The sequence below is a fragment of the Clostridium sp. Cult1 genome (genome assembly GCF_021655095.1).
Classification (GTDB): Bacteria; Bacillota; Clostridia; order Tissierellales; family Tepidimicrobiaceae; genus Schnuerera.
Window position 1 is genome coordinate 1,507,253 of sequence record NZ_PPXW01000001.1, and the last position, 20,607, is coordinate 1,527,859.

Annotated in this window: 18 protein-coding genes; 14 read left to right on the plus strand and 4 right to left on the minus strand. The window is 32.2% G+C overall.

What is annotated here, in order from left to right:
* The first annotated feature begins 1 nt into the window (after position 1).
* The 7 genes from C3E89_RS07465 to brnQ all read left to right on the plus strand — a co-directional run bounded on the left by C3E89_RS07465 (position 2) and on the right by brnQ (position 7,871).
* A complete protein-coding gene (locus tag C3E89_RS07465) occupies positions 2-994 on the plus strand; it encodes a branched-chain amino acid ABC transporter permease (protein WP_236911824.1) in 993 nt (330 codons plus the stop codon).
* 19 nt (positions 995-1,013) lie between these two features.
* Positions 1,014-1,784, plus strand: coding sequence for an ABC transporter ATP-binding protein (locus tag C3E89_RS07470; RefSeq protein ID WP_236911825.1), 771 nt, complete (start codon positions 1,014-1,016; stop codon positions 1,782-1,784).
* Complete coding sequence (locus C3E89_RS07475) at positions 1,784-2,494, plus strand: ABC transporter ATP-binding protein (RefSeq protein ID WP_236911826.1); 711 nt, start codon at positions 1,784-1,786, stop codon at positions 2,492-2,494. Before C3E89_RS07470 ends, C3E89_RS07475 begins: the two co-directional genes overlap by 1 nt.
* 194 nt (positions 2,495-2,688) lie before the next feature.
* Complete coding sequence (locus C3E89_RS07480) at positions 2,689-3,801, plus strand: S-layer homology domain-containing protein (protein WP_236911827.1); 1,113 nt, start codon at positions 2,689-2,691, stop codon at positions 3,799-3,801.
* An 86-nt stretch (positions 3,802-3,887) separates the two neighbouring features.
* Positions 3,888-4,808 carry an S-layer homology domain-containing protein gene (locus C3E89_RS07485; protein ID WP_236911828.1) on the plus strand — a complete coding sequence of 307 codons (921 nt, stop codon included), beginning with the start codon at positions 3,888-3,890 and terminating at the stop codon, positions 4,806-4,808.
* Positions 4,809-4,899: 91 nt separating this feature from the next.
* Complete coding sequence (murJ, locus tag C3E89_RS07490) at positions 4,900-6,438, plus strand: murein biosynthesis integral membrane protein MurJ (protein WP_236911829.1); 1,539 nt, start codon at positions 4,900-4,902, stop codon at positions 6,436-6,438.
* Positions 6,439-6,575: 137 nt separating this feature from the next.
* Positions 6,576-7,871 carry a branched-chain amino acid transport system II carrier protein gene (gene brnQ, locus C3E89_RS07495; protein WP_236911830.1) on the plus strand — a complete coding sequence of 432 codons (1,296 nt, stop codon included), beginning with the start codon at positions 6,576-6,578 and terminating at the stop codon, positions 7,869-7,871.
* Positions 7,872-7,917: 46 nt separating this feature from the next.
* On the opposite strand, the gene C3E89_RS07500 is transcribed toward brnQ, so the two are convergent.
* The gene (locus C3E89_RS07500) at positions 7,918-8,097 is read right to left on the minus strand and encodes a hypothetical protein (RefSeq protein ID WP_236911831.1); all 180 of its coding nucleotides are present in this window, start codon (positions 8,095-8,097) and stop codon (positions 7,918-7,920) included.
* Positions 8,098-8,263: 166 nt separating this feature from the next.
* Here C3E89_RS07500 and murJ (C3E89_RS07505) point away from each other — a divergent pair, with 166 nt between their 5' ends.
* The gene (gene murJ, locus C3E89_RS07505) at positions 8,264-9,757 is read left to right on the plus strand and encodes a murein biosynthesis integral membrane protein MurJ (protein WP_236913448.1); all 1,494 of its coding nucleotides are present in this window, start codon (positions 8,264-8,266) and stop codon (positions 9,755-9,757) included.
* Positions 9,758-9,813: 56 nt separating this feature from the next.
* On the opposite strand, the gene C3E89_RS07510 is transcribed toward murJ (C3E89_RS07505), so the two are convergent.
* Together C3E89_RS07510 and C3E89_RS07515 are read right to left on the minus strand one after the other, a co-directional pair.
* Positions 9,814-10,509, minus strand: coding sequence for a cell wall hydrolase (locus tag C3E89_RS07510; RefSeq protein WP_236911832.1), 696 nt, complete (start codon positions 10,507-10,509; stop codon positions 9,814-9,816).
* Between the two features lie 233 nt (positions 10,510-10,742).
* On the minus strand, positions 10,743-12,122 hold the full coding sequence (locus C3E89_RS07515) for a TraB/GumN family protein (RefSeq protein WP_236911833.1): 1,380 nt from the start codon (positions 12,120-12,122) through the stop codon (positions 10,743-10,745).
* 161 nt (positions 12,123-12,283) lie between these two features.
* Between C3E89_RS07515 and C3E89_RS07520 the strand changes: the two genes are divergently transcribed.
* The 6 genes from C3E89_RS07520 (at position 12,284) to C3E89_RS07545 (ending at position 19,728) form a co-directional block, all read left to right on the plus strand.
* A complete protein-coding gene (locus C3E89_RS07520; RefSeq protein WP_442870590.1) occupies positions 12,284-12,874 on the plus strand; it encodes a TetR/AcrR family transcriptional regulator in 591 nt (196 codons plus the stop codon).
* An 11-nt stretch (positions 12,875-12,885) separates the two neighbouring features.
* Positions 12,886-14,994 (plus strand): efflux RND transporter permease subunit, encoded by a 2,109-nt coding sequence (locus C3E89_RS07525; protein WP_236911835.1) that lies wholly within the window; start codon positions 12,886-12,888, stop codon positions 14,992-14,994.
* On the plus strand, positions 14,981-17,131 hold the full coding sequence (locus C3E89_RS07530; protein WP_236911836.1) for a hypothetical protein: 2,151 nt from the start codon (positions 14,981-14,983) through the stop codon (positions 17,129-17,131). The genes C3E89_RS07525 and C3E89_RS07530 overlap by 14 nt, the downstream gene beginning before the upstream one ends.
* Positions 17,132-17,266: 135 nt before the next feature.
* A complete protein-coding gene (locus C3E89_RS07535) occupies positions 17,267-19,153 on the plus strand; it encodes an aldehyde ferredoxin oxidoreductase family protein (RefSeq protein WP_236911837.1) in 1,887 nt (628 codons plus the stop codon).
* A 129-nt stretch (positions 19,154-19,282) separates the two neighbouring features.
* Complete coding sequence (locus C3E89_RS07540) at positions 19,283-19,525, plus strand: hypothetical protein (RefSeq protein ID WP_236911838.1); 243 nt, start codon at positions 19,283-19,285, stop codon at positions 19,523-19,525.
* A gap of 53 nt (positions 19,526-19,578) precedes the next feature.
* Positions 19,579-19,728, plus strand: coding sequence for a hypothetical protein (locus tag C3E89_RS07545; RefSeq protein WP_236911839.1), 150 nt, complete (start codon positions 19,579-19,581; stop codon positions 19,726-19,728).
* 126 nt (positions 19,729-19,854) lie between these two features.
* On the opposite strand, the gene C3E89_RS07550 is transcribed toward C3E89_RS07545, so the two are convergent.
* Positions 19,855-20,232 carry a hypothetical protein gene (locus tag C3E89_RS07550; RefSeq protein ID WP_236911840.1) on the minus strand — a complete coding sequence of 126 codons (378 nt, stop codon included), beginning with the start codon at positions 20,230-20,232 and terminating at the stop codon, positions 19,855-19,857.
* Positions 20,233-20,607: the final 375 nt, after the last annotated feature.

Genomic DNA, 20,607 nt, shown 5'->3' on the forward strand with positions numbered 1-20,607 from the left:
TATGAAAGAAAAAAATAAATTTAATAAAACTACGATTATAATCATAGTTGTTACAATAATAGGGTTATTTATAGCCAATCGGACTTTAGATGATTATAAATTACGGATAATAAATCTTTGTGGGATTTATATTACTTTAGGGCTTAGTATGAATCTTATCAATGGATTTACAGGATTATTTTCTTTGGGTCATGCTGGGTTTATGGCCATAGGAGCATATACGGTAGCAATTCTTACTATGCCTATTCCAATGAAAGAGATGAATTTTTTCATGAAACCCATGGTACCTTTTTTAGCTAATTTGGAATGGAGTTTTCTTCCTGCTCTCCTTATGGCTGGGGTTATGGCAGGATTATTTGGATTTTTAATAGGAGCACCAGTTCTTAGGCTTACCGATGATTATTTAGCTATAGCTACCTTAGGTTTTGCAGAGATAATAAGGGTAGTTTTTACCAATACCCAATCCATAACCAATGGAGCTTTAGGCCTAAAGGGAATTCCAAATAGTACAAATGTATGGTGGAGCTGGGGAACTGCACTTATTACCATTGGCTTTATGGTCTTTTTAATGGAGGGAAGTTATGGTAAAGCCTTTAAAGCAATTAGGGAAGATGAAATAGCAGCTAGATCTATGGGTATTAATCTTTTCAAACATAAGGTTATGAGCTTCACCTTTGGTTCCTTTTTAGCAGGAATTGGTGGAGGGCTTCTAGCAGCATTATTAGGTACAATCGATCCAAATATGTTTAGAATTACTCTTACCTTTAATATATTATTGATTGTGGTATTAGGTGGTTTAGGAAGTATAAAGGGATCAGTAATATCTGCCATAATAGTTACAGTTATGATGGAAGCTTTAAGATTCTTAGATGAATCCATTAACTTAGGCTTTGTTCAATTAAAAGGAGTGCCAGGAATGAGGATGGTTGTTTTTTCTATAATCCTTATGGTAGTAGTTATATTTAGGAAAGAAGGATTATTGAAAGAAAGCTAAAAAGGATGTGAATTGGAAGATGCTAAAAATAGATGATATGACCATGAAATTTGGTGGAGTTATAGCTTGTAATAAATTTAATGCAAATATAGAAAAGGGAGAAATAGTAGGTCTAATAGGTCCTAATGGAGCTGGAAAAACTACAATCTTTAATGTGGTAACAGGAGTATATAAACCTACAGAAGGACAAGTTATATTTAGCCCAAGTGAGGAAGAAGAGCATCTATTAACAGGATTAAGTCCTGATGAAATTGCAAAATTAGGCGTATGTAGAACCTTTCAAAACATTAGATTATTTAAAGAATTATCGGTTTTAGATAATGTATTTATTGGAAATCATTTAAGGATTAAATCCAATGTATTTTCTTCAATACTACGACTTCCTAATTATAGGACTGAAGAAAAGGAGATGTATGATAAATCCCTTTATCTTCTTGAAAAAGTAGGCTTAAAGGATGAGATGGATGAAAAGGCCTACTCTCTACCCTATGGGATGCAGAGAAGATTAGAAATTGCAAGGGCATTGGCTACAGGACCTAAGCTATTATTATTGGATGAACCTGCAGCTGGAATGAATCCTCAGGAAACTAGAGAACTAATGGAGTTTATTGAGGAGATTAAGGAAGAATTTGATTTAACCATCTTTTTAATCGAACATCATATGGAAGTAGTCATGGGAATATGCGAAAAGATATTTGTTTTAGATCATGGGGTTTTAATTGCCCAAGGTAACCCAGAGGAGATTCAAAATGATCAAAGGGTTATAGAAGCCTATTTGGGGGTGGAGTAATGCTTAAGGTATCTAATCTACACGTTAGGTATGGAGGTATTAATGCTCTTAGGGGAATTAATATATCCATAGAAGAAAATCGAATAGTCACCCTTATTGGAGCTAATGGGGCAGGAAAGTCTTCTACTTTAAGAGCCATTATGGGATTAGTAGATAAGGCAGAAGGAAAAGTTGAATATAATGGAGAAGATTTAACTAATCTCCATACAAAAGATATAGTTAAGAAGGGAATAGTACTCGTTCCGGAAGGTAGAAAGGTGTTTGCCAATTTAACAGTAGAGGAAAATTTAATACTAGGAGCATATACTAGGACAGATCATAATGGAATAAAAGAAGATATGAATAAAGTTTATGATATGTTTCCAAGACTTAAAGAAAGGAGTTGGCAGAAGGCAGGAACCCTATCGGGAGGGGAACAACAGATGTTAGCTGTAGGTAGAGCCTTAATGGTAAGGCCAAAGGTACTTATGATGGATGAACCTTCTCTAGGGTTAGCTCCTCTTCTTGTAAAGGATATATTCGAAATAATAAAGATGTTACATCGACAAGGAAATACTATATTGTTAGTAGAGCAAAATGCTAAAAAGGCCCTAGAAGTTGCCGATTATGCCTATGTGTTAGAAACTGGAGAACTGGTATTGGAGGGACTAGGAAAAGATCTTCTGGAGGATGATAAGGTTAAAGAAGCTTATTTAGGAGAAGCTAGGTAACGATTATAAATTGAAAGCAATTCACAAAAGTCTTTTTCTAGTTGTAGAAAAAGACTTTTGTTTTAATAGGCATATATACCTATTTATGGCTTTGTAACCATATTGTAATGTGAATGTAATACTTTAGTAAATTCTGTTTTATATACTATAGTTGATTAGGGAACCCCTAAAATTTAAAAAAAGGAGTGATTTCAGTGAGAAGGTTCATAACTTCGGCATTAGTAGTAGTATTGATTTTGGCTATGACAATACCAGTGTTGGCAGAAAGAAGTGGAAGAACAAAAGAACCAAATCAAAACAAACCAATATCCAGAGAAGAATTTAATTCAGCATTAAATTCTTTATTAGAAGAATATGGATATTCCTGGAAGCCTACTAAAGAGAAAGGCAATGTTACCAGAGAAGAGTTAATAATTATTTTAGGAGAACTATTGATAGATGAAGACATAATAGATATAAGTTTTACTGAATTACCTTTTAAGGATATAAAAAATATTGAAAAGACCACAAAAGAGAAATTAACAGTGCTATTTAAAGAAGGAATAATAAACGGTAAATCAAAGCATACATTTAATCCAAACAGTAAAGTAACCTACGGAGAACTAAAGGTAATTTTAGAAAGAGTCAGAAAGTTACTTGAATGGAAAGGAGATAAATGGAATAGAAAAACTATTCCTTTCAGAGTAAAAAATATTGTTGATTCTAGACAAGGTAAAGAGGGTATTGTTTACACAAGGAACAAGGACAAAGTAATTGTATCTGTTACTAAGGAGTTTAGAACACCAGGATACGATATGAAGATAAATAGAATAAGGAAAGTTGATAGTAGGTATGAAATAGATCTATCGATTATTCCACCAGAGAAGAATACAATTCTACCACAGGTAGTGACCTATTTAACAGCCAATATAGAAATAGATGCAAAATATTTAGGAAAGCCTCCTTATAAGTTTTATGTAGATGAAGCCATAGAGGATTCAGATATAGTAAAGGAAGTATCCTTTAAACAAGTAAAGACAGAGTCAACTTATAATGGCAAGGAAGGGATAGCTGTAAAAGAATATAAGGGCAAAATATCCCTATCAATCACAAAAGAATTTCCTACTCCTGGGTACGCTATGGCTATAGAAAAAATTCTTTATGCAGATGGTAAATATAAAGCCTATGTAATTATTGCTCCCCCAAAGAAAGATGCTATTTTACCTCAAGTGATAACTTATAGGACTATCCATCTAGAAATTGATAAGGATGATATGGAAAAAGGTTCCTATAAATTTGATTGGAAGGTCCTACCTGTAGAATTGTAACTATAATGTAACCAATTAAAAGGATAAAGGGGATATAATAGAGTTGATAATATATTGTCAACTTCTATGGATTAAGGGGTGATTGGATGAAAAGAGCGGTTTTATTAATTCTAATTTTTGTTCTAACTATGCCTTCGTTGGTCTTTGCATCTGTAGATATGGAACAGAAATTAGGAGATCATTGGTCTAAAGATATGATAAGAAAAGACTTCTTGCTCTATTATTTTCCCTATCTGGCTAAAGAAAACTTTAATCGCCTAAATCCTAATGAACCCTTTTATGAAGATGAATTTCTTTTATCCTTTTCATCTTTATTAAAAGACAAGGGCTATACTAGAGCAGAAATAGGTTGGAAAATGAAGATGACTAGAATAGAAATGGCCCAGATCTTAGGAGAAAAGCTATTAGATATTAAGGCCATTGAGCCAAGCATGGAAAAAGTTCCTTTTACTGATATGGATGAAATTTCTGTAGAAAAGAAAAAAGCATTAGCAGATTTATTCCATGCAGGCCTAATTAATGGCCAATCTAAGACTAAATTCAATCCTTATGCTCATGCTACTCAAGCTGAAGTCATAATACTGTTACAAAGAGTTAATGATTTTTTAGACCAGGTAGATGGAAAAGAAGAAATTAAAGATAAGACAGTTAAAAAAAATGAAGAACCTAAGGAGCCAGAAGTTGTGGATATTCCTTATAAACTATCAGGAATTGTCCAATCTTATTCAGGAATTGAAGGAATAATTTCTAGAGTTGAAGAAGATAAGGTATATGTAACTATTACCAAGTCTTTCCCAACCTCTGGCTATTCTATGGGAATAGAAAAAATACTTAATGAAGATGAAGAATATAAAGTTTACTTAAATATTACTCCCCCAAGTAAAAATAGTGAACATTTGACAGTGGTAACATATAAAACTATAACCGTAGAAATAGATAAGAAAAATTTAGGTGATCCCCCGTACAATTTTGTATGGGGTAATTTTTTATTTTTGGTACGTGTTTAGTATGGTATAATATATTAATATGTATAGAGTAGAATAATATTTAATTGATGAGTAATAGGTATGAACTTGAAGGCAAAAAAGGAGAATATATATGACAAAGACAAGTAAAGTAGCTAAATCAGCAGCTATGATTGCAATTTTCACTTTAATAAGCAAATTTTTAGGTTTTTTAAGGGAAGTATTAATTGCTTCTAAATATGGGTCAGGTTATGAGACGGATACATATTTTGTTGCCATGACTGCTACAACTATATTAATGACTACAATTGGTGCTTCTTTAAATACAACTTTAATTCCTATTTTTACTGAAATTGAAGGAAGGGGAGGCAGAAGAGCTAAATTAAAGTATTTAAATAATATACTTAATATGGTATTTTTTATTACTATAATATTGGCTCTTTTAGGTTTCTTCCTATCACCTATAGTTATTAGAATACTGGCTAAAGGTTTTGAAGGAGAACAATTCCAATTGGCAGTAAAACTGAATAGGATAGGTTTGCCTATAGTAATATTTCTAGGCTTTACTTATGTGTTTTCTGGATATCTACATAGTAGTGAGATATTTGGACCTCCTGCTATTATGGGAATTCCTTATAATTTTGTATTTCTATTTTTCTTAATGTTTTTTGCAGATAAGGGAAATATAGAAGGGCTTATGTTGGTTAGTGTAGTAGCAGCTTCTACTCAATTTTTAATTCAGGTTCCTGCTATTAAGCATCAGGGTTATAGATATAGAGTAGATATAAACTTGCATGAACCCTATTTAAAGAAGGCATTAATCTTAGTGTTACCTGTAATGGTAGGTTCAGCAGTTCAACAGATAAACACGGTAATAGATAGGACTTTAGCATCTAGCTTAGTGGAAGGAAGCATTTCAGCTCTTACTTATGCTTCTAGATTGAAGGATCTAATTATATCTGTATTCATTATGGCTATAACTACGGTAGTATTTCCAATGTTATCTAAAGCTTTTTCTCAGGATGATAATATGCAGGTGAAAAAGATAATGGGACAAGGTATCAATATAATATTGATTATCACTGTACCTGCAACTATTGGGATATTAATACTAGCGGAGCCCATGGTAAGAATATTCTTTCAAAGAGGAGCCTTTGATTCAACTGCTACTATTATGACCTCCCAAGCTCTTATATTTTATTCATTAGGACTAGTAGGAGCTTCATTAAGACTTATGTTAAATAGGGTATTTTACTCTTTTCAAGACACTAAAACCCCTATGATAAATGGAGCATTGGCAGTAGGATTGAATATAGTATTAAACTTAATTCTCATTAGATTTATGGATCATGCAGGCCTTGCCCTAGCTACTAGTATATCGGCTACTTTTACAACTTTATTGTTATTTTTAAGTTTAAGAAAAAAAATAGGGCCTATGGGGATCAGGCGGTATTTAATATGTTTCATGAAAACTCTGTTTGCATCTATGGTAATGGGAATAATAGTATATTTTATGTATTTTGGATTAACAGGTCGGTTCATTAGTACTGGTATAGGTGAGCTATTTGTACTATTATCATCTATAGGAGTTGGTGCACTGATATATTTCATACTATGCTCCGCATTAAAAGTAAAAGAGATTAGGATATTAATTAAAGGATTGATTAAGTGAGTCGGTAAATAATTATACCGGCTCATATTTAGGGAGCAAATTGTCGGATAATTAACAATATTTTACGTTTGCTAAATTATCTCAATAATGATAAAATATTGACTATATTAAAAGAGGTATAAAAGTGAGGTGCTTAAATGACAAAAAGGAGAAATGATGCGTTAATATTTGGCTTGGCATTGTTTTCTATGTTTTTTGGGGCAGGGAACTTAATTTTCCCTCCATTTTTAGGATTAATATCAGGAGATAAGTGGAATTGGTCCATGGTAGGATTTTTTTTAACAGGTATCGGATTGCCATTTTTGGGGATTATGGCATCGGCTAAAGTAGGAGGCAGTATAGATAAATTAGGAAATAAAGTATCTCCATTATTTTCAAAATTTTTAGGAATTACTATAGTTTTAGCTATAGGACCTTTATTGGCTTTGCCAAGAACAGGTGCTACTGCATATGAAATGGGTGTTATGCCACTCTTCCCCAATACAAATCCTATTATATTTACAGTTATATATTTTAGTATTGTTCTATTTTTTACTATAAAACCAACAGATATTATAGATAAAATTGGGAAAATATTGACACCGGCTTTATTGATACTATTGGGCATACTGATAATAAGGGGAGTTATTCATCCTATGGGCACGCCAATAGAGGAGAATTTGGCCAGACCTTTTTCCGATGGATTTACTCAAGGTTATCAGACTATGGATGCTTTAGCAGCTATTTTATTTGGTGGAATAGTATCTTCTTCTTTAATTCAACAAGGATATAAAGATGAAAAACAACAGGTTTCCATGACTAAAAAGGCGGGGATAATTGCTATAGCAGGTTTGACATTTGTTTATGGGGGATTAGGTTATTTAGGAGCTACAGGTGGAGGATTATTTCCTAAAGATATAGCTAAAACGGATTTAATAATGAATATTGCCAACAATACTTTAAAATCCTTTGGGGAACTGGGATTAGGATTAGCCGTAGCTTTAGCTTGTTTAACTACAGCTATAGGGCTTACCGCTACTGTAGGTCAATATTTTAATCAATTAAGTAAAGGCAAGTTTAAATATGAAGTGGTAGTAATAATTACTACCATATTTAGTGGAATTATGTCCTATAAAGGAGTAGAGTCCCTTATATCTTTCGCAGAACCAATTTTAGTATTTATGTATCCTTTGGTAATAGTATTAATCTTACTAATTGTATTTTTAGGGGATTATATAAAAAATAATAATATTTATAGATATGCTATTTATGCTACTTTGATAGTAAGTGCTGTTGATACTTTAGGAATGTTAGGAATAAAAAGTTACTTATCGAAATTAGTTAAAATGCTACCCTTAGCATCTTCTGGGTTCTCTTGGATAGTACCAGCTATAATTGGCGGTATAATAGGGGCATTCGTTTCGCCTAGGAATATAAAAGAAGGAATTCAATAATTCTAATACAGTTCAATGGCAAGGAAAGTGTTCCCTTGCCATTGGACTATTTAAATTTCATAGTATTGGAATTTTGTGAAGATCTTATTCTTTGTGCTTCTTCTTCTGATACCATATAAGCATTAACCGTCTTATCATCATAGCTTTTAACCTTTTTTATAGCTTCTTCTTTTGGCATAGGTTCAGAAAATTTTTCATCTACTACCACTACAAATTTTTCCCCCATATATATCTCCCTTCTCCCTTTTATACTTATTATGTCCAAAAATATAAAAAGTATCCTTTAAGTTTCTTTTAGCCATTTATGTTTTGATCAAACTATATCAGGGTAACATAATAATCACTATTGTAGATATGGTGATTATTAACACGGGGGAATACAATTGAAATCGATGATGAGGAAGGCATTTGAATCTGCCAGATTTATTATTATATTTGGGATACTAAATAGAATATTGACCTTTTGGAAAGAAACATTAATAGCTTCTAAAATAGGTTGTTGTTTTGAAACTGATGCTTATTTTACAGCTTTTGTGGCAGCCACATTGTTGGCTGAAATAATTGGAGAAGGGATTAGTGCTGGCATGGTACCCATATTGCTAAAAATCGAAGACAAGGAAGGAAGCTGGCGAAAGGTAGATTATGTAAATAACCTTTTGCACATTATAATAATTCTATCTATAATATTGATGATATTGGGTTGGATCCTATCTCCAGTAATAGTTAAAGTTTTAGCAAAAGGTTTTATTGGTGAAGAATTTAAAACTACTGTAAAGCTTATGAAAATAGGATTGCCTATTACTATTTTTATAATGATAAGGGCAGTTTTTATTGCTTTTTTACAAAGTTTCCATGCTTTTAAAGCTGGTACTAAATCTTGGATTTATTATAATATAGTATATTTAGTGTTTCTGATATTTTTGAATCAATATGGAGTTTATGGATTGATGTTAGCTGGTATATTAGCTTCAGCTGTACAACTGTATTCTGTAATACCCGCTTCTATAAATTTAGGATATAGATATGAAAGGATATTAAATTTTAAGAATGTATATATAAAAGAATTTTTTATAATGTTTATACCTATAGTTATAGGGATTTCTATAAATAGGATTAATGTAGTTATAGATAAATCAATAGCTTCTACATTGCCTATAGGTTCTATTTCTTGGTTAAACTATGCTAATGATATTATCCAACTGGTTTTAGGAATATTTATCACTGCCATAGTAACTGTACTATTTCCTATAATATCTCAAGAATATAATAGAGAAAATATTGAATCTTTAAAATCGGCTATGAAAAGAGGAACTAACACCGTTTTTTCTATAGTTATACCTGCTATGGTAATATTGGTAACATTATCTAAACCTATAGTAAGGCTATTATTTGAAAGAGGAGAATTTGGAGCAACTGCTACTTTAATGACCTCAGGAGCCTTAACCTATTATGCTTTAGGTCTTGGAAGTATGGCAATGGTATTAATTTTAACAAAGATTCATTATGCGATGCATGATTCAATAACACCAATGATTTCCTCAATAGTAGGGGTGTTGGCAAATTTAGTATTAAATATAATTTTATCTAGACCTATGGGGGTAAATGGTTTAGCCTTAGCTACTAGTATCTCCACAACTTTAGTCACAATACTGTTGATAAGGGATTTGAATAAAAGGGTAAAAGTTATAGATATCCACAGAGAATTTAAGGGTTTTTTAAAATATGTTATAGCAACAGCAATTATGGCAGTAGTAGTTTTATTTTTCTACAACATATTGGCGAAAATACTAGTTGCAACTATGGTTGGAGGTATATTACATCTTATTTTAACAATTGGAATTGGAATAACGGTTTTTATTGGAGTTAATAAATTCCATTATATTTAAATTATTTATAGAATAAGAAAATTTAAATAATAAGTCAGGGACTTGTCCCTGACTTATTATTGGTAGAATACATGTCCACCGATTCTTGATACATAAGATTTATTTTTCACAATCCAAGTACCTGCCGCTTTATCTGGATTAAAGAAATATGTGGAATTTCCAACAGGTCTTATACCATTTAGGGCATCCTTTGCAGCATTTATACTTTCTTGTGACGGAGTGTTGTAAATAGTGCCATCAGCAACAGGACTGAATTGAGGAATATTTCCATAATATTCGAATATTACATTATATATGGTATTTGGGAAACTACTGGAATTAACTCTGTTTAGAATTACATTTCCAACAGCTACCTTGCCTTGATATGGTTCGCCTCCAGCTTCTGCTTGGATAATTCGGGCTAACCAGTAAAGATCACCTGAACTGTAATTTCTAATGCTTGTCTTACCTCTAGATGCTGTAGGTGAACCATATAAAGTCCTTTGGGTTTCTGGTCCTGTAATACCATCAATTCTTATACGATGGTCTATTTGAAAATTAATAACTGCTCTTTCAGTTATTTTTCCATATATTCCATCTATATAAAAATTGTAATATCCCATACGATTTAAACTTCGTTGAAGATTCAATACGTCTTCTCCTCGATGTCCAAATTGTAATGTTCTGGTAGAACCGCTGGCTAGTATTGGTGTATTTAAAACCACCATTATTAGCAAGACTAGTAGAATATGTGCTAATTTCTCTCTCTTCATTCCTATGCACTCCTTCCTAAATTTTGTATCCGAAGTTAGCTTTCGAATTAGGGGTAAGCCCCTTCATGTTGGTTCCCTCGTACCTAGAAATTTAGGATTCAGCCACTGCATTAATTTACAACAAAGGTTATTATATAGGAATCGAAATATTATGTAAACACTTTATAGGTAAATACCAGAAATTACATTTTTGATAAAGTTAATGAGCTAGGGATATTCCTAGCTCATTAACTTTATTTGTATATTTCAACATTGTAACCTTTTTCTTTTAATTGGTGGATTATTGTATTCTCTTCTACAAAATGGCCTGCTCCTACTACTAAGAAATAGGTTCCCTTTTTATTGGATTCTAAAATTTCTATAATCTTATCTGCCATATCTTTATCTCTTTGTCCAAATAGCATGCTGGAGAACTCATCTTCTGTTCCTGTGTTTGCAGCTCTATAACTATCAGTAAATTCTTCTACATTACCATTTTTCCATTGGTTTAACCATGTTTCTAAGTAATTTGTAGAACTTTGGGTTTCATTAGTTGGTGGCTCTAAAATACTGTCTAGTACCATGTTTAAATAATTTTCTTGAAACTCAGTAGATAATCCGTCAAATAAATCTGCTTGATATCTAATACCTTCTAGCTCGATAATTGGTTTTTGATCTAATATAGCTTTTGAAAGAAAATACATATCAATTCCTAAATTAGCTGCTTGTGAACCTGCCTCAATATTTTGTGAATCTGTTGAGGATATAACTGACAGGTTATTAGCTAAACTCCAAGGCTTAAAGTATATAAAGGATTGTTCTGGAATATTTAACTTTTCAAATACTTTAATGACTTTTTCATAGGTTTCTTGTTTGACATTGTCTTTTAAAGTAGTTCCATCTTGATAGGTGGATTTTTCTATAAAGTAGTCTATGCCACCTTCTTGTTCAAATAAATTAGCTTCTACAATAAGGGCATCTGATTTATAGAAGGAATCCTTTAATTTTTGATTTATAGGGTAAAGCTGGCTATTTCCTATGTGAATTGATCCCAAAAAATATATAGTATTGCCATTATGTTCTACTTTCCAAGCAAATCCTTTTGATCCTGCTTCTACTAAATTATAGGTGTCTTCAATTAATCTGGTAGCTAAAACTACTGCTTCTTCAGTTGTGCATATTTTATCTAGTTCTAAGCCTTTACCTGTTCCGTTTAATATATTACGTTCTTGCATGTAGTCAACAGGTGAATGTTCCAGAGGTAATTGATATTGACCTAGAATATTATAGAGTCTTATTATAATATCTTCTCGAGTAAGGTTTTCTTCATGAGGAATAGGAATAAATTCATCATTTTTGTCTAATTCTAAAGCAGCAATTTTTTCAGATGTATTTGTTATTAAAGTATTTAAACGATCTATTGAAATTTGAGCTTTGAAATCATCATAATACCATTCCATAGGATAGATACCATATCTTTCTCCTTCGTTTAAATCTTCTATAGCCCATGAACTAATATGGGGAATAGCTACCTCTTGAGCCCAAGTAGGTATTACTACGGTTACCATCATTGTAACAAACAATAACAGAGTTAAAAGCTTATTTCTCACTACTTTGTTTAATCTTTTATTCATGTTCTCACTCCTTGCTAATATTTATAGTACTTGATTTAAATTATTCTCTATAAATTAAGAAAAGTCAATGATAATTTAAATTTTCCATATAAAAAATACATTAATAAATAATATAAAAAAATATTGACTAATGGTCATTTCCATTCTTGGGGCTGAAGGAGGTGACAACTTTGGTATCAAAGGTAGAGAAAAACAAAAAACAAAAAGAAAACTCTCTATTTACAGCGGCCTATGATCTGTTTACTACGAAAGGGATAAACGAGACAGCAATAAGCGATATAGTAAAAAAAGCTGGAGTAGCTAAGGGTACCTTCTATCTTTATTTTAAGGATAAGTATGACATATTGGATAAAATAATTCTTAATAAAAGTTGTTTTGTATTAAGTGAAGCTATAAGGGATACTCAATTGAAGAGTTTCCAAGAATTTGAAGATGAATTGTTGTATTTCATCGATTACGTCATCGAATATTTTAAAAAAGATAAACTTATGTTGAAGTTAATATACAAGAATCTTTCTTGGGGAATATTTAAAAAAGCCTATAAGGACTATGAGGAGATACATGAAATATATGGGCTGTTTGAAAGAGGATACAAAGATTCTTCTATATCAAAAGAAGAAATCGATAAGATACTATTTATGATTATAGAATTAACAGGTTCTGTATGCTATAGTTCTATAATATTAAAAGAACCTGCCAATATAGATGAAATGAAGCCTATTCTCTTTAATACTATAAGGAAAATTATTTAGGAGATGATTGTATGAACAGATTTGGACAATTTGTAGCAAAGCATAGAAAAATGGTCTTAATAATTGCTACGATATTGTTGATGCCATCAATTTATGGGATGGTGTCAACGAAGATTAATTACGATATTTTAACTTATTTACCAAAGGATTTAGATTCGGTGAAGGGACAGGAAATACTAAATGATGTATTCAACAGTTCTGCAACTGGAATGTTAATTATTGGAAACATGGAAGCAAAAGATGTAGTAAAAGTAAAGGAAAAGATATCTAAAATAGAAGGGGTAGAAAATGTAATATGGACAGATGATTTTTTAGATATTAGCATACCTAAAGACATGTTACCAAATGAATTGAAGGAAATGTTCTATAGGGAAAATTCCACTTTGCTGATGATTAAGTTTAGTCATGAGTCATCATCACCTATAACAGAGCAGGCTATAGTAGATATAAGGAGTATATTGGACAAACAATCCTTCTTAAGTGGAATGGCAGCAGTATTAAAGGATACAGTAGACTTGGCTGATCAGCAAACCTCTATATATGTAGCCTTAGCGGTGGCTTTAGCTACAGTTGTACTAATGCTAACACTAGAATCTACCATAGTTCCATTTATAATTTTAATAAGTATAGGATACGCCATATTATATAATTTTGGAACCAATATATTCTTTGGAGAAATATCTTATATAACTCAATCTTTAGCAGCTGTATTGCAGCTAGGGGTTACATTAGATTATTCTATATTCTTGCTTCATAGATATGAAGAGGAATGCAAAATAGAAGAGGATAAAAATGAAGCTATGGCCAAGGCTATAGTCAAAACAGCCTCATCTATAGTAGGCAGCTCTTTAACCACTGTAGCTGGATTTTTAGCTATAGCATTTATGGAATTGACCATAGGAAAGGATATAGGGTTGGTAATGGCTAAAGGGGTAGTGTTTGGGGTTATTTCAGTACTAACCATATTGCCAGCATTGATACTTGTATTTGACAAGGTTATAAATAGATTCAATCATGGAACTATATTGCCAGAGTTTGGAGGATTGGCAAAGTTAGTTACTAAGCATTATAGAGTATTTATATTAATTGGAATATTGATATTCTTACCAGCTTTCTATGGACAGAAGAATAATGAAGTTTATTATAACTTAGATGAATCATTGCCAGACGATATGGAATCCATAGTAGCTTTTAGGAAATTAAAAGATGATTACAATATGATGACAACTCACATGGTTCTTTTATCAAAGGATGTACCTAATTATGAAATAAAAGAGATGATAGGGGAAATAGAAAAGGTAGATGGAATAGAGAATGTACTATCCTATCAAAAGTTAATAGGACCAAGCATACCAGAGGATTTTATTCCAGATGGAATAAAGGATAGGTTTGAACAAGGAGACTATAAGCAGATATTAATAAATTCTAAATATAAAGCAGCAACAGATGAAGAAAATGCGCAAATAGAAAGAATAGAGAAGGTTGTTAAAAGTTATGATAGTACTGGAATAGTTACAGGAGAAGGAGTTCTTACAAAGGATTTAGTAGGTATAGCTGATAGGGACTTTAAAAAGGTAAATAGTGTTTCCTTTATAGCAGTTTTTGCAATAATCCTTATGGTATTTACCTCTGTTTCCATACCAATATTTCTAATACTTTTAATAATGTTAGCTATATTTATTAATATGAGCGTTCCCTATTATTTAGGTCATTCAATACCATTTATAGCCAGTATAGTAATCGGCTCTATCCAATTGGGAGCAACGGTGGACTATGCCATATTATTGACTACTAGATTTAGAGAAGAAATAAGAAATGGTCATGAAAAATTTGAAGCTATGGAGGTTACAGTTAGAGAATCTTCCAGATCTATAATTACTAGCGGTTTAGCATTCTTTGGCTCTACTGTTGGGGTGGCCATAATATCAGAGATGGAATTGGTAAAAAGTCTAAGTGCTATGATTGCAAGAGGAGCATTAATAAGTACAGTAATAATCTTACTTATATTGCCAGGAGTATTAATAGCCAGTGAAGGTCTTATCAGTGCAACATCTAAAAACTGGAAAAAGGGCTCAAAGGGAAAAGTGGAGAAAGGAAGGATTGCATATGAAAACAAATAAAATAATAGCTAGAGTTTTAGTTATGATAATGGTCTTAACCATTTTATCTTCTAATATTGCAATGGCAGAAGGAAAAGTTTCTAAAGAAGAAACAGTGTATATAAATTTAAACAATAAAGGCGAAGAATTAGAAAAAATATCCAGCATTTGGATTCACTCCGATACTCCTTTGAATACTGTGGAAGATAAGAGTATATTAACAGATGTAGTAAATGTTAAAGGAGATGAAGTACCAACTTTAGAAGAAGGAAAGTTAATATGGAAAACTGATAAAAAAGATATATACTATCAAGGGAAAGTAGATAAATCATTGCCAATCCAACCCGAAATCAAATATTATCTAGATGGTGAGAAAGTAGATATAGAGAAGATAGTTGGAAAGTCTGGAGATATAAAGATAACTATAGATATTAACAATAAAGATAAACGAGATGGAGTATATGCACCCTATATGGTAGTCACTGTAGTTGATTTACCTATGGATAAGTTCACCAACTTAAAGGTTAATACAGGAAAAATTCTATCAGATGGAAGCAATCAGATAATAACCTTTGTATCTTTACCTGGATTTAATGAAAGTTTAGGATTAAAGGATAATATAATAGATTTGCCAAACCATTTAGAAATAGAAGCTGAAACAACAGATTTTGAAATGAAACCAATAGTTTTCACCGTTACATCAGAAATACCAGAAATAGATGGATTAGATGATGCTAAAAATCTAGATGAATTAATAGATGGAATAGATAAGATTAAAGATGCTAGTGAAAAGTTATCTGAAGCAACTCAAAAACTATATGATGGTCAAAGTGAATTAAATAATGGAATAGACGAATTGATAAATGGAGTAGGTCAAGTCAAAATAGGATCTAATTCCCTGTTGGACGGTTCTTTAAAATTAAAAGAGGGCATTAATGAAACTTATGAAGGTAGTTTAAAGATAAATGAAGGAACAAATACTCTATCTCAAAGTGCTAATCAATTAGGAGAAGGATTTGTAGGTTTAGGTAATGGAGCAGTAGAGTTTAGTGGAAAGGCTGTAGAATTCTCCCAAGGTGCTAAAAAGATAGCAGAGGGAGTAGAGAGTATTCCTGAAAATACTAAGGCTTTAAACAATGGCATGGAGGAGTTAATTTCTGGAACAGAGACAATAAAAAATGGTCAAGACAACCTAAGTGAAGGGTTGGGTAAGAGCTTAGAAGCATTAGAACAAATTAAATCAGGTAAGGAAAAGGAAGGAAAGGTAGTAGATTTATTACTCAAAGGTGTAGATGGCCTAGAGAAAATAGCAAAGGGAATAGAAAAATTACCTGGAGGTACAACCTTAGCTGAAACTATGAAGCAGGCATTAAAAGAACAAAAGGCAGCATTAGAAGGAATTAAAAATTCAAGTGATGAACTTATACTAGCCTTAACCCAATTAGAAGAAGGGCTAAAAGAAGCAGAAGAAGCTTCAATAGAACTATCCCAAGGGATTGAAAATGTAAATGAAGGACAAAAGAATATAAATGATGGATTAAATGAGTTAGCCATAGGAACTGAAGGATTAAAAGATGCTTCAACTCAATTAGTAGAAGGCAGCAGGGGATTACAAGAAGGGGCAAATAGTCTAAATGAAAATGCAATAGTTGCAGAAGAAGGTGCATTTCAATTCATAGAAGGTTCTAAGGGGTTAGCTAAGGGTACTGAAGATTTAACTAATGGATTAGGAGAATTAAATATAGGAGCAGATAAATTACATGGAGGTATATCTGAACTTTCAAAAGGAACTAATGAACTAGCTCAAGGTGGAGAAAAGTTAAGAGAAGGAAGCAACCAATTAACTGAAGGAACTAGAGAATTAAATGAAGGTATGAATGAATTCCACCAAGAAGGAATAAAGAAGATGAATGATGAAATAGGTAGTAGTGATATAAATATAACTAATATAATAGAAAAAAAGGATAAACTAATTAAAATATCCAAATCCAATAATAGCTTTTCAGGCAAAAGTGAATACATGGATGGAAGCCTTAAATTCATCATGAAAACGGAAGGAATAAAGGGAGAAGAAAAACAAGAAAAAGTTGAAATAGAACCAGAGGTAAAAGAAGAGAAAGGATTTATAGCTTGGATAAAAGGAATATTTAAGAGGTAAAGAATATTTAGGATGTCTAGCATTATCTAGGCATCCTAAGTTCTTGTATACACTTTTGTTTTGCTTAATCTATTTATGGGTAGTATAATATTATAGACTTTTGTTATTAAACCATTAATAAAAAGAGGTGAGAATATGAATTTTCCAAATGCAAACATATTGGAAGTTGATTTAACCAATGGCACCATTAGGAAGAGTATATTGGATGGAGAAACCCATAGACTTTATCCAGGAGGATCTGCTTTAGGTACATACATATTATTAAAAGAGTTAGAACCGAAGGTAGATCCTCTTTCGCCAGAAAATATATTGGTATTTTCTGTATCTCCTTTTACTGGGTTACCTATTGCAGGTGCTAATAGAATAACTGTTACAACAAAAAGCCCATTAACTAACGGAATAGGAGATAGTCAAGCTGGAGGATTTTTTCCTGCTTATTTGAAAGGGAATGGCTGGAATGCTTTGGTATTTAAGGGAAAGGCAGAAAAGCCAGTGTACTTATACATAGATGGAGATAAGGTAGAATTAAGAGATGCTTCAAAGGCATGGGGTAAAGTTACTGGTGAAGGAGAGAAAATAATAAGAGAAGATTTAGGAATGGAAGACATAGATATAGCACAAATTGGACCTGGAGGAGAAAATTTAGTCAAGTTTGCAAATGTTATCAATATGTGTAACAGGGCCAATGGTAGAAATGGTACAGGAGCAGTAATGGGTTCTAAAAACTTAAAAGCTATAGCTGTAAAGAAGAAATTAGGCCTCAAACCGGCAGATGAAGAGAACTTTAAAAAATTAGCTAGAGAAGGTGTAGATAGGTTTAATAACAGCCATGGAATGCAACAACTAGGAGAGCACGGCACAAATAGAGGACTTATTAGTCATCACAAAAATGGTTTCTTAGCCACTAGAAACTGGATATCTGGATACTTTCCTGAGGGAGCAGAAAATATTACTGGAACAACCATGAGTGAAACAATTTTAAAGAAAAGGGATACTTGTTATGCTTGTCCAGTTAGATGTAAAAGGGTAGTAGAAATTGAAGGCAAAGTAGACCCTCTTTATGGGGGACCAGAATATGAAACAGCAGCATCTTTAGGTTCCTATTGCGGTATTACTAATTTAGAAACCGTTGCCATAGCAAATCAATTATGTAATATGTATGGATTAGATACCATATCTTGCGGAGCTACCATATCTTTTGCTATGGAATGCTATGAGGAAGGGATATTAACTAAGGAAGATACTGATGGATTAGAGTTAACCTTTGGAAATGATGAGGCATTAATTGAATTAATAGAGAAGATTGGAAGAAGGGAAGGAATAGGGAATTTATTGGCTGAAGGTAGCTATAGAGCAGCAAAGAAAATTGGCAAGGGTGCGGAGAAATACAGTATGACTGCAAAGAAACAAGAATTACCTGCACATATGCCACAATATAAACCTTCTCTAGGGTTAATATATGCGGTTAATCCCTTTGGAGCTGATCATCAATCTTCAGAACATGATCCAGTCCTTACCTTGCCACCGGAAAGCCAAGCAAGAAAGAACCTAGCTATGATAGGAATTTATAAGGGCTACGATGACAATTTTGAATTAGATGATGATAAAACTCGATTTGCTTTTAATACCCAATGCCTTGAATCTACCGTAGATACTTTATCATTATGTCAATTCCTATGGGGGGTTTCAGCTCTATATGGACCAAAGGATTTAGTTTTGTTAGCTAAATATGGTATAGATTGGGATACTTCCCTTTATGAACTTATGGAAATAGGTGAAAGAAAGATAAATATGATGAGGTATTTCAACGCTAGGGAAGGCTTTACTAAAAAGGATGATACTTTACCTGAAAGGTTATTTGAACCTTTCCAGGATGGTCCTTCCAAAGGAATAGCTTTGGATAAAGATAAATATGAAAAATCAAAAGAACTATATTATGAAATTGCAGGTTGGGATAAGGAAACAGGTAATCCAACCAATGGAACTTTAAAAAGATTATATTTAGATTGGATAGCCATATAATTGATAAGGTCACCGTGTTGGTGACTTTATTTTGATTAGAGAATACTATTGATTTTGCTTTTTTTTAACCTAGTTGCTATAATACCAATTAGTAAGGGATTAAACTATTTAATAAAAGTGGAGGTTAGAATGAATATTCTAAAAGATAATAAAAATACAATAGTTCTATGTGATTTTGATGGTACAATAACTACAGAGGATACTAATATTAAATTGTTTGATAAGATTGGTAATAAGGATCTTATACAAGAATACAGGGAGAAATATTATAATGGTGAAATAGATTTGAGGACTTTAGCGGATATTCAATTTGGTAGTATTAAACTATCAAAAATAGTAGAAAGGGCAGTAAAGAAAACTGTTATGATATAGCTAGGTTATGTAAAAAGCATAAGGTTAGTGTAATTATTGGTAGTGATAGTCATGTGGCTTTTGATGTAGGAAGGTTTGACAAAGCCCTTGAGCTATTAGAATCCATTGAAATGCCAGAAGAATTAATTATGAATGCATGTATTGAAAGGTTTGTTGACTATTTAAAAGAAAAAGGCAAAGCTAGATTCAGTTCTAGAGGGTAGTTGGTTTAACTAAATATTATCAAGATATATTTCAATAAAGAGATGATGGAAAAATATAAAGATAGGATATATTACCTATGATAAAGAAGCATCAGATTTCTGATGCTTCTTTATCTTCCTTATCCATCATCCATCGATAGAATCTAAATCATGAGATAATATCTCCTCGATTTTACCTTGAATCCGATCTAGATCTAAGCCAGCTTCATCTAAAATGCTTTTTCTTAGCATGGGGCCAATTTGTTCAATATCATCTAATATATCTTGTAAAAGCTCCATGGCAGATGTAGCTTCTAATACTTCTTTGGGGGATTTTGACATATTAGCTAGAATAGAAGTTTCAGTTCTAGAAGCAACAATAGGGTTTTTTAGATTTTCAATATACACTAAAGTACGTCGTCCAGGACCTCTATTATCTTCGATAGGATCTAGGGCAACAATTTTATCTGACCGGACAAATTTGCCGTAACCTAAAGGGATTATTGTGTTTTCACGGATTTCCAACAAAGTTCACTCCTTGTATAAGAAATTTATATTATAAGTTTGAAATAGCCTTGGATTTATTATGCCCTAAAAAATTGAAATGATAATATTTTATATTTAATATGAAAATTTAGATATAATATAGAACAATATGATATAATTATATGTAAATATATACGGAAAATCTTAAAAATTTTAAAGTTTAAGATTGGAGGGATAGATATGAACAATGAAGAGAGAATTTTGACTTTATTAGAGAACATACAGGGGCAAATTTCATCATTGGAGAAGAACACCAATGCCAAATTCGAAGCAATGGATAAAAGATTTGAATCCATGGAGAAGAACACCAATGCCAAATTCGAAGCAATGGATAAAAGATTTGAATCCATGGAG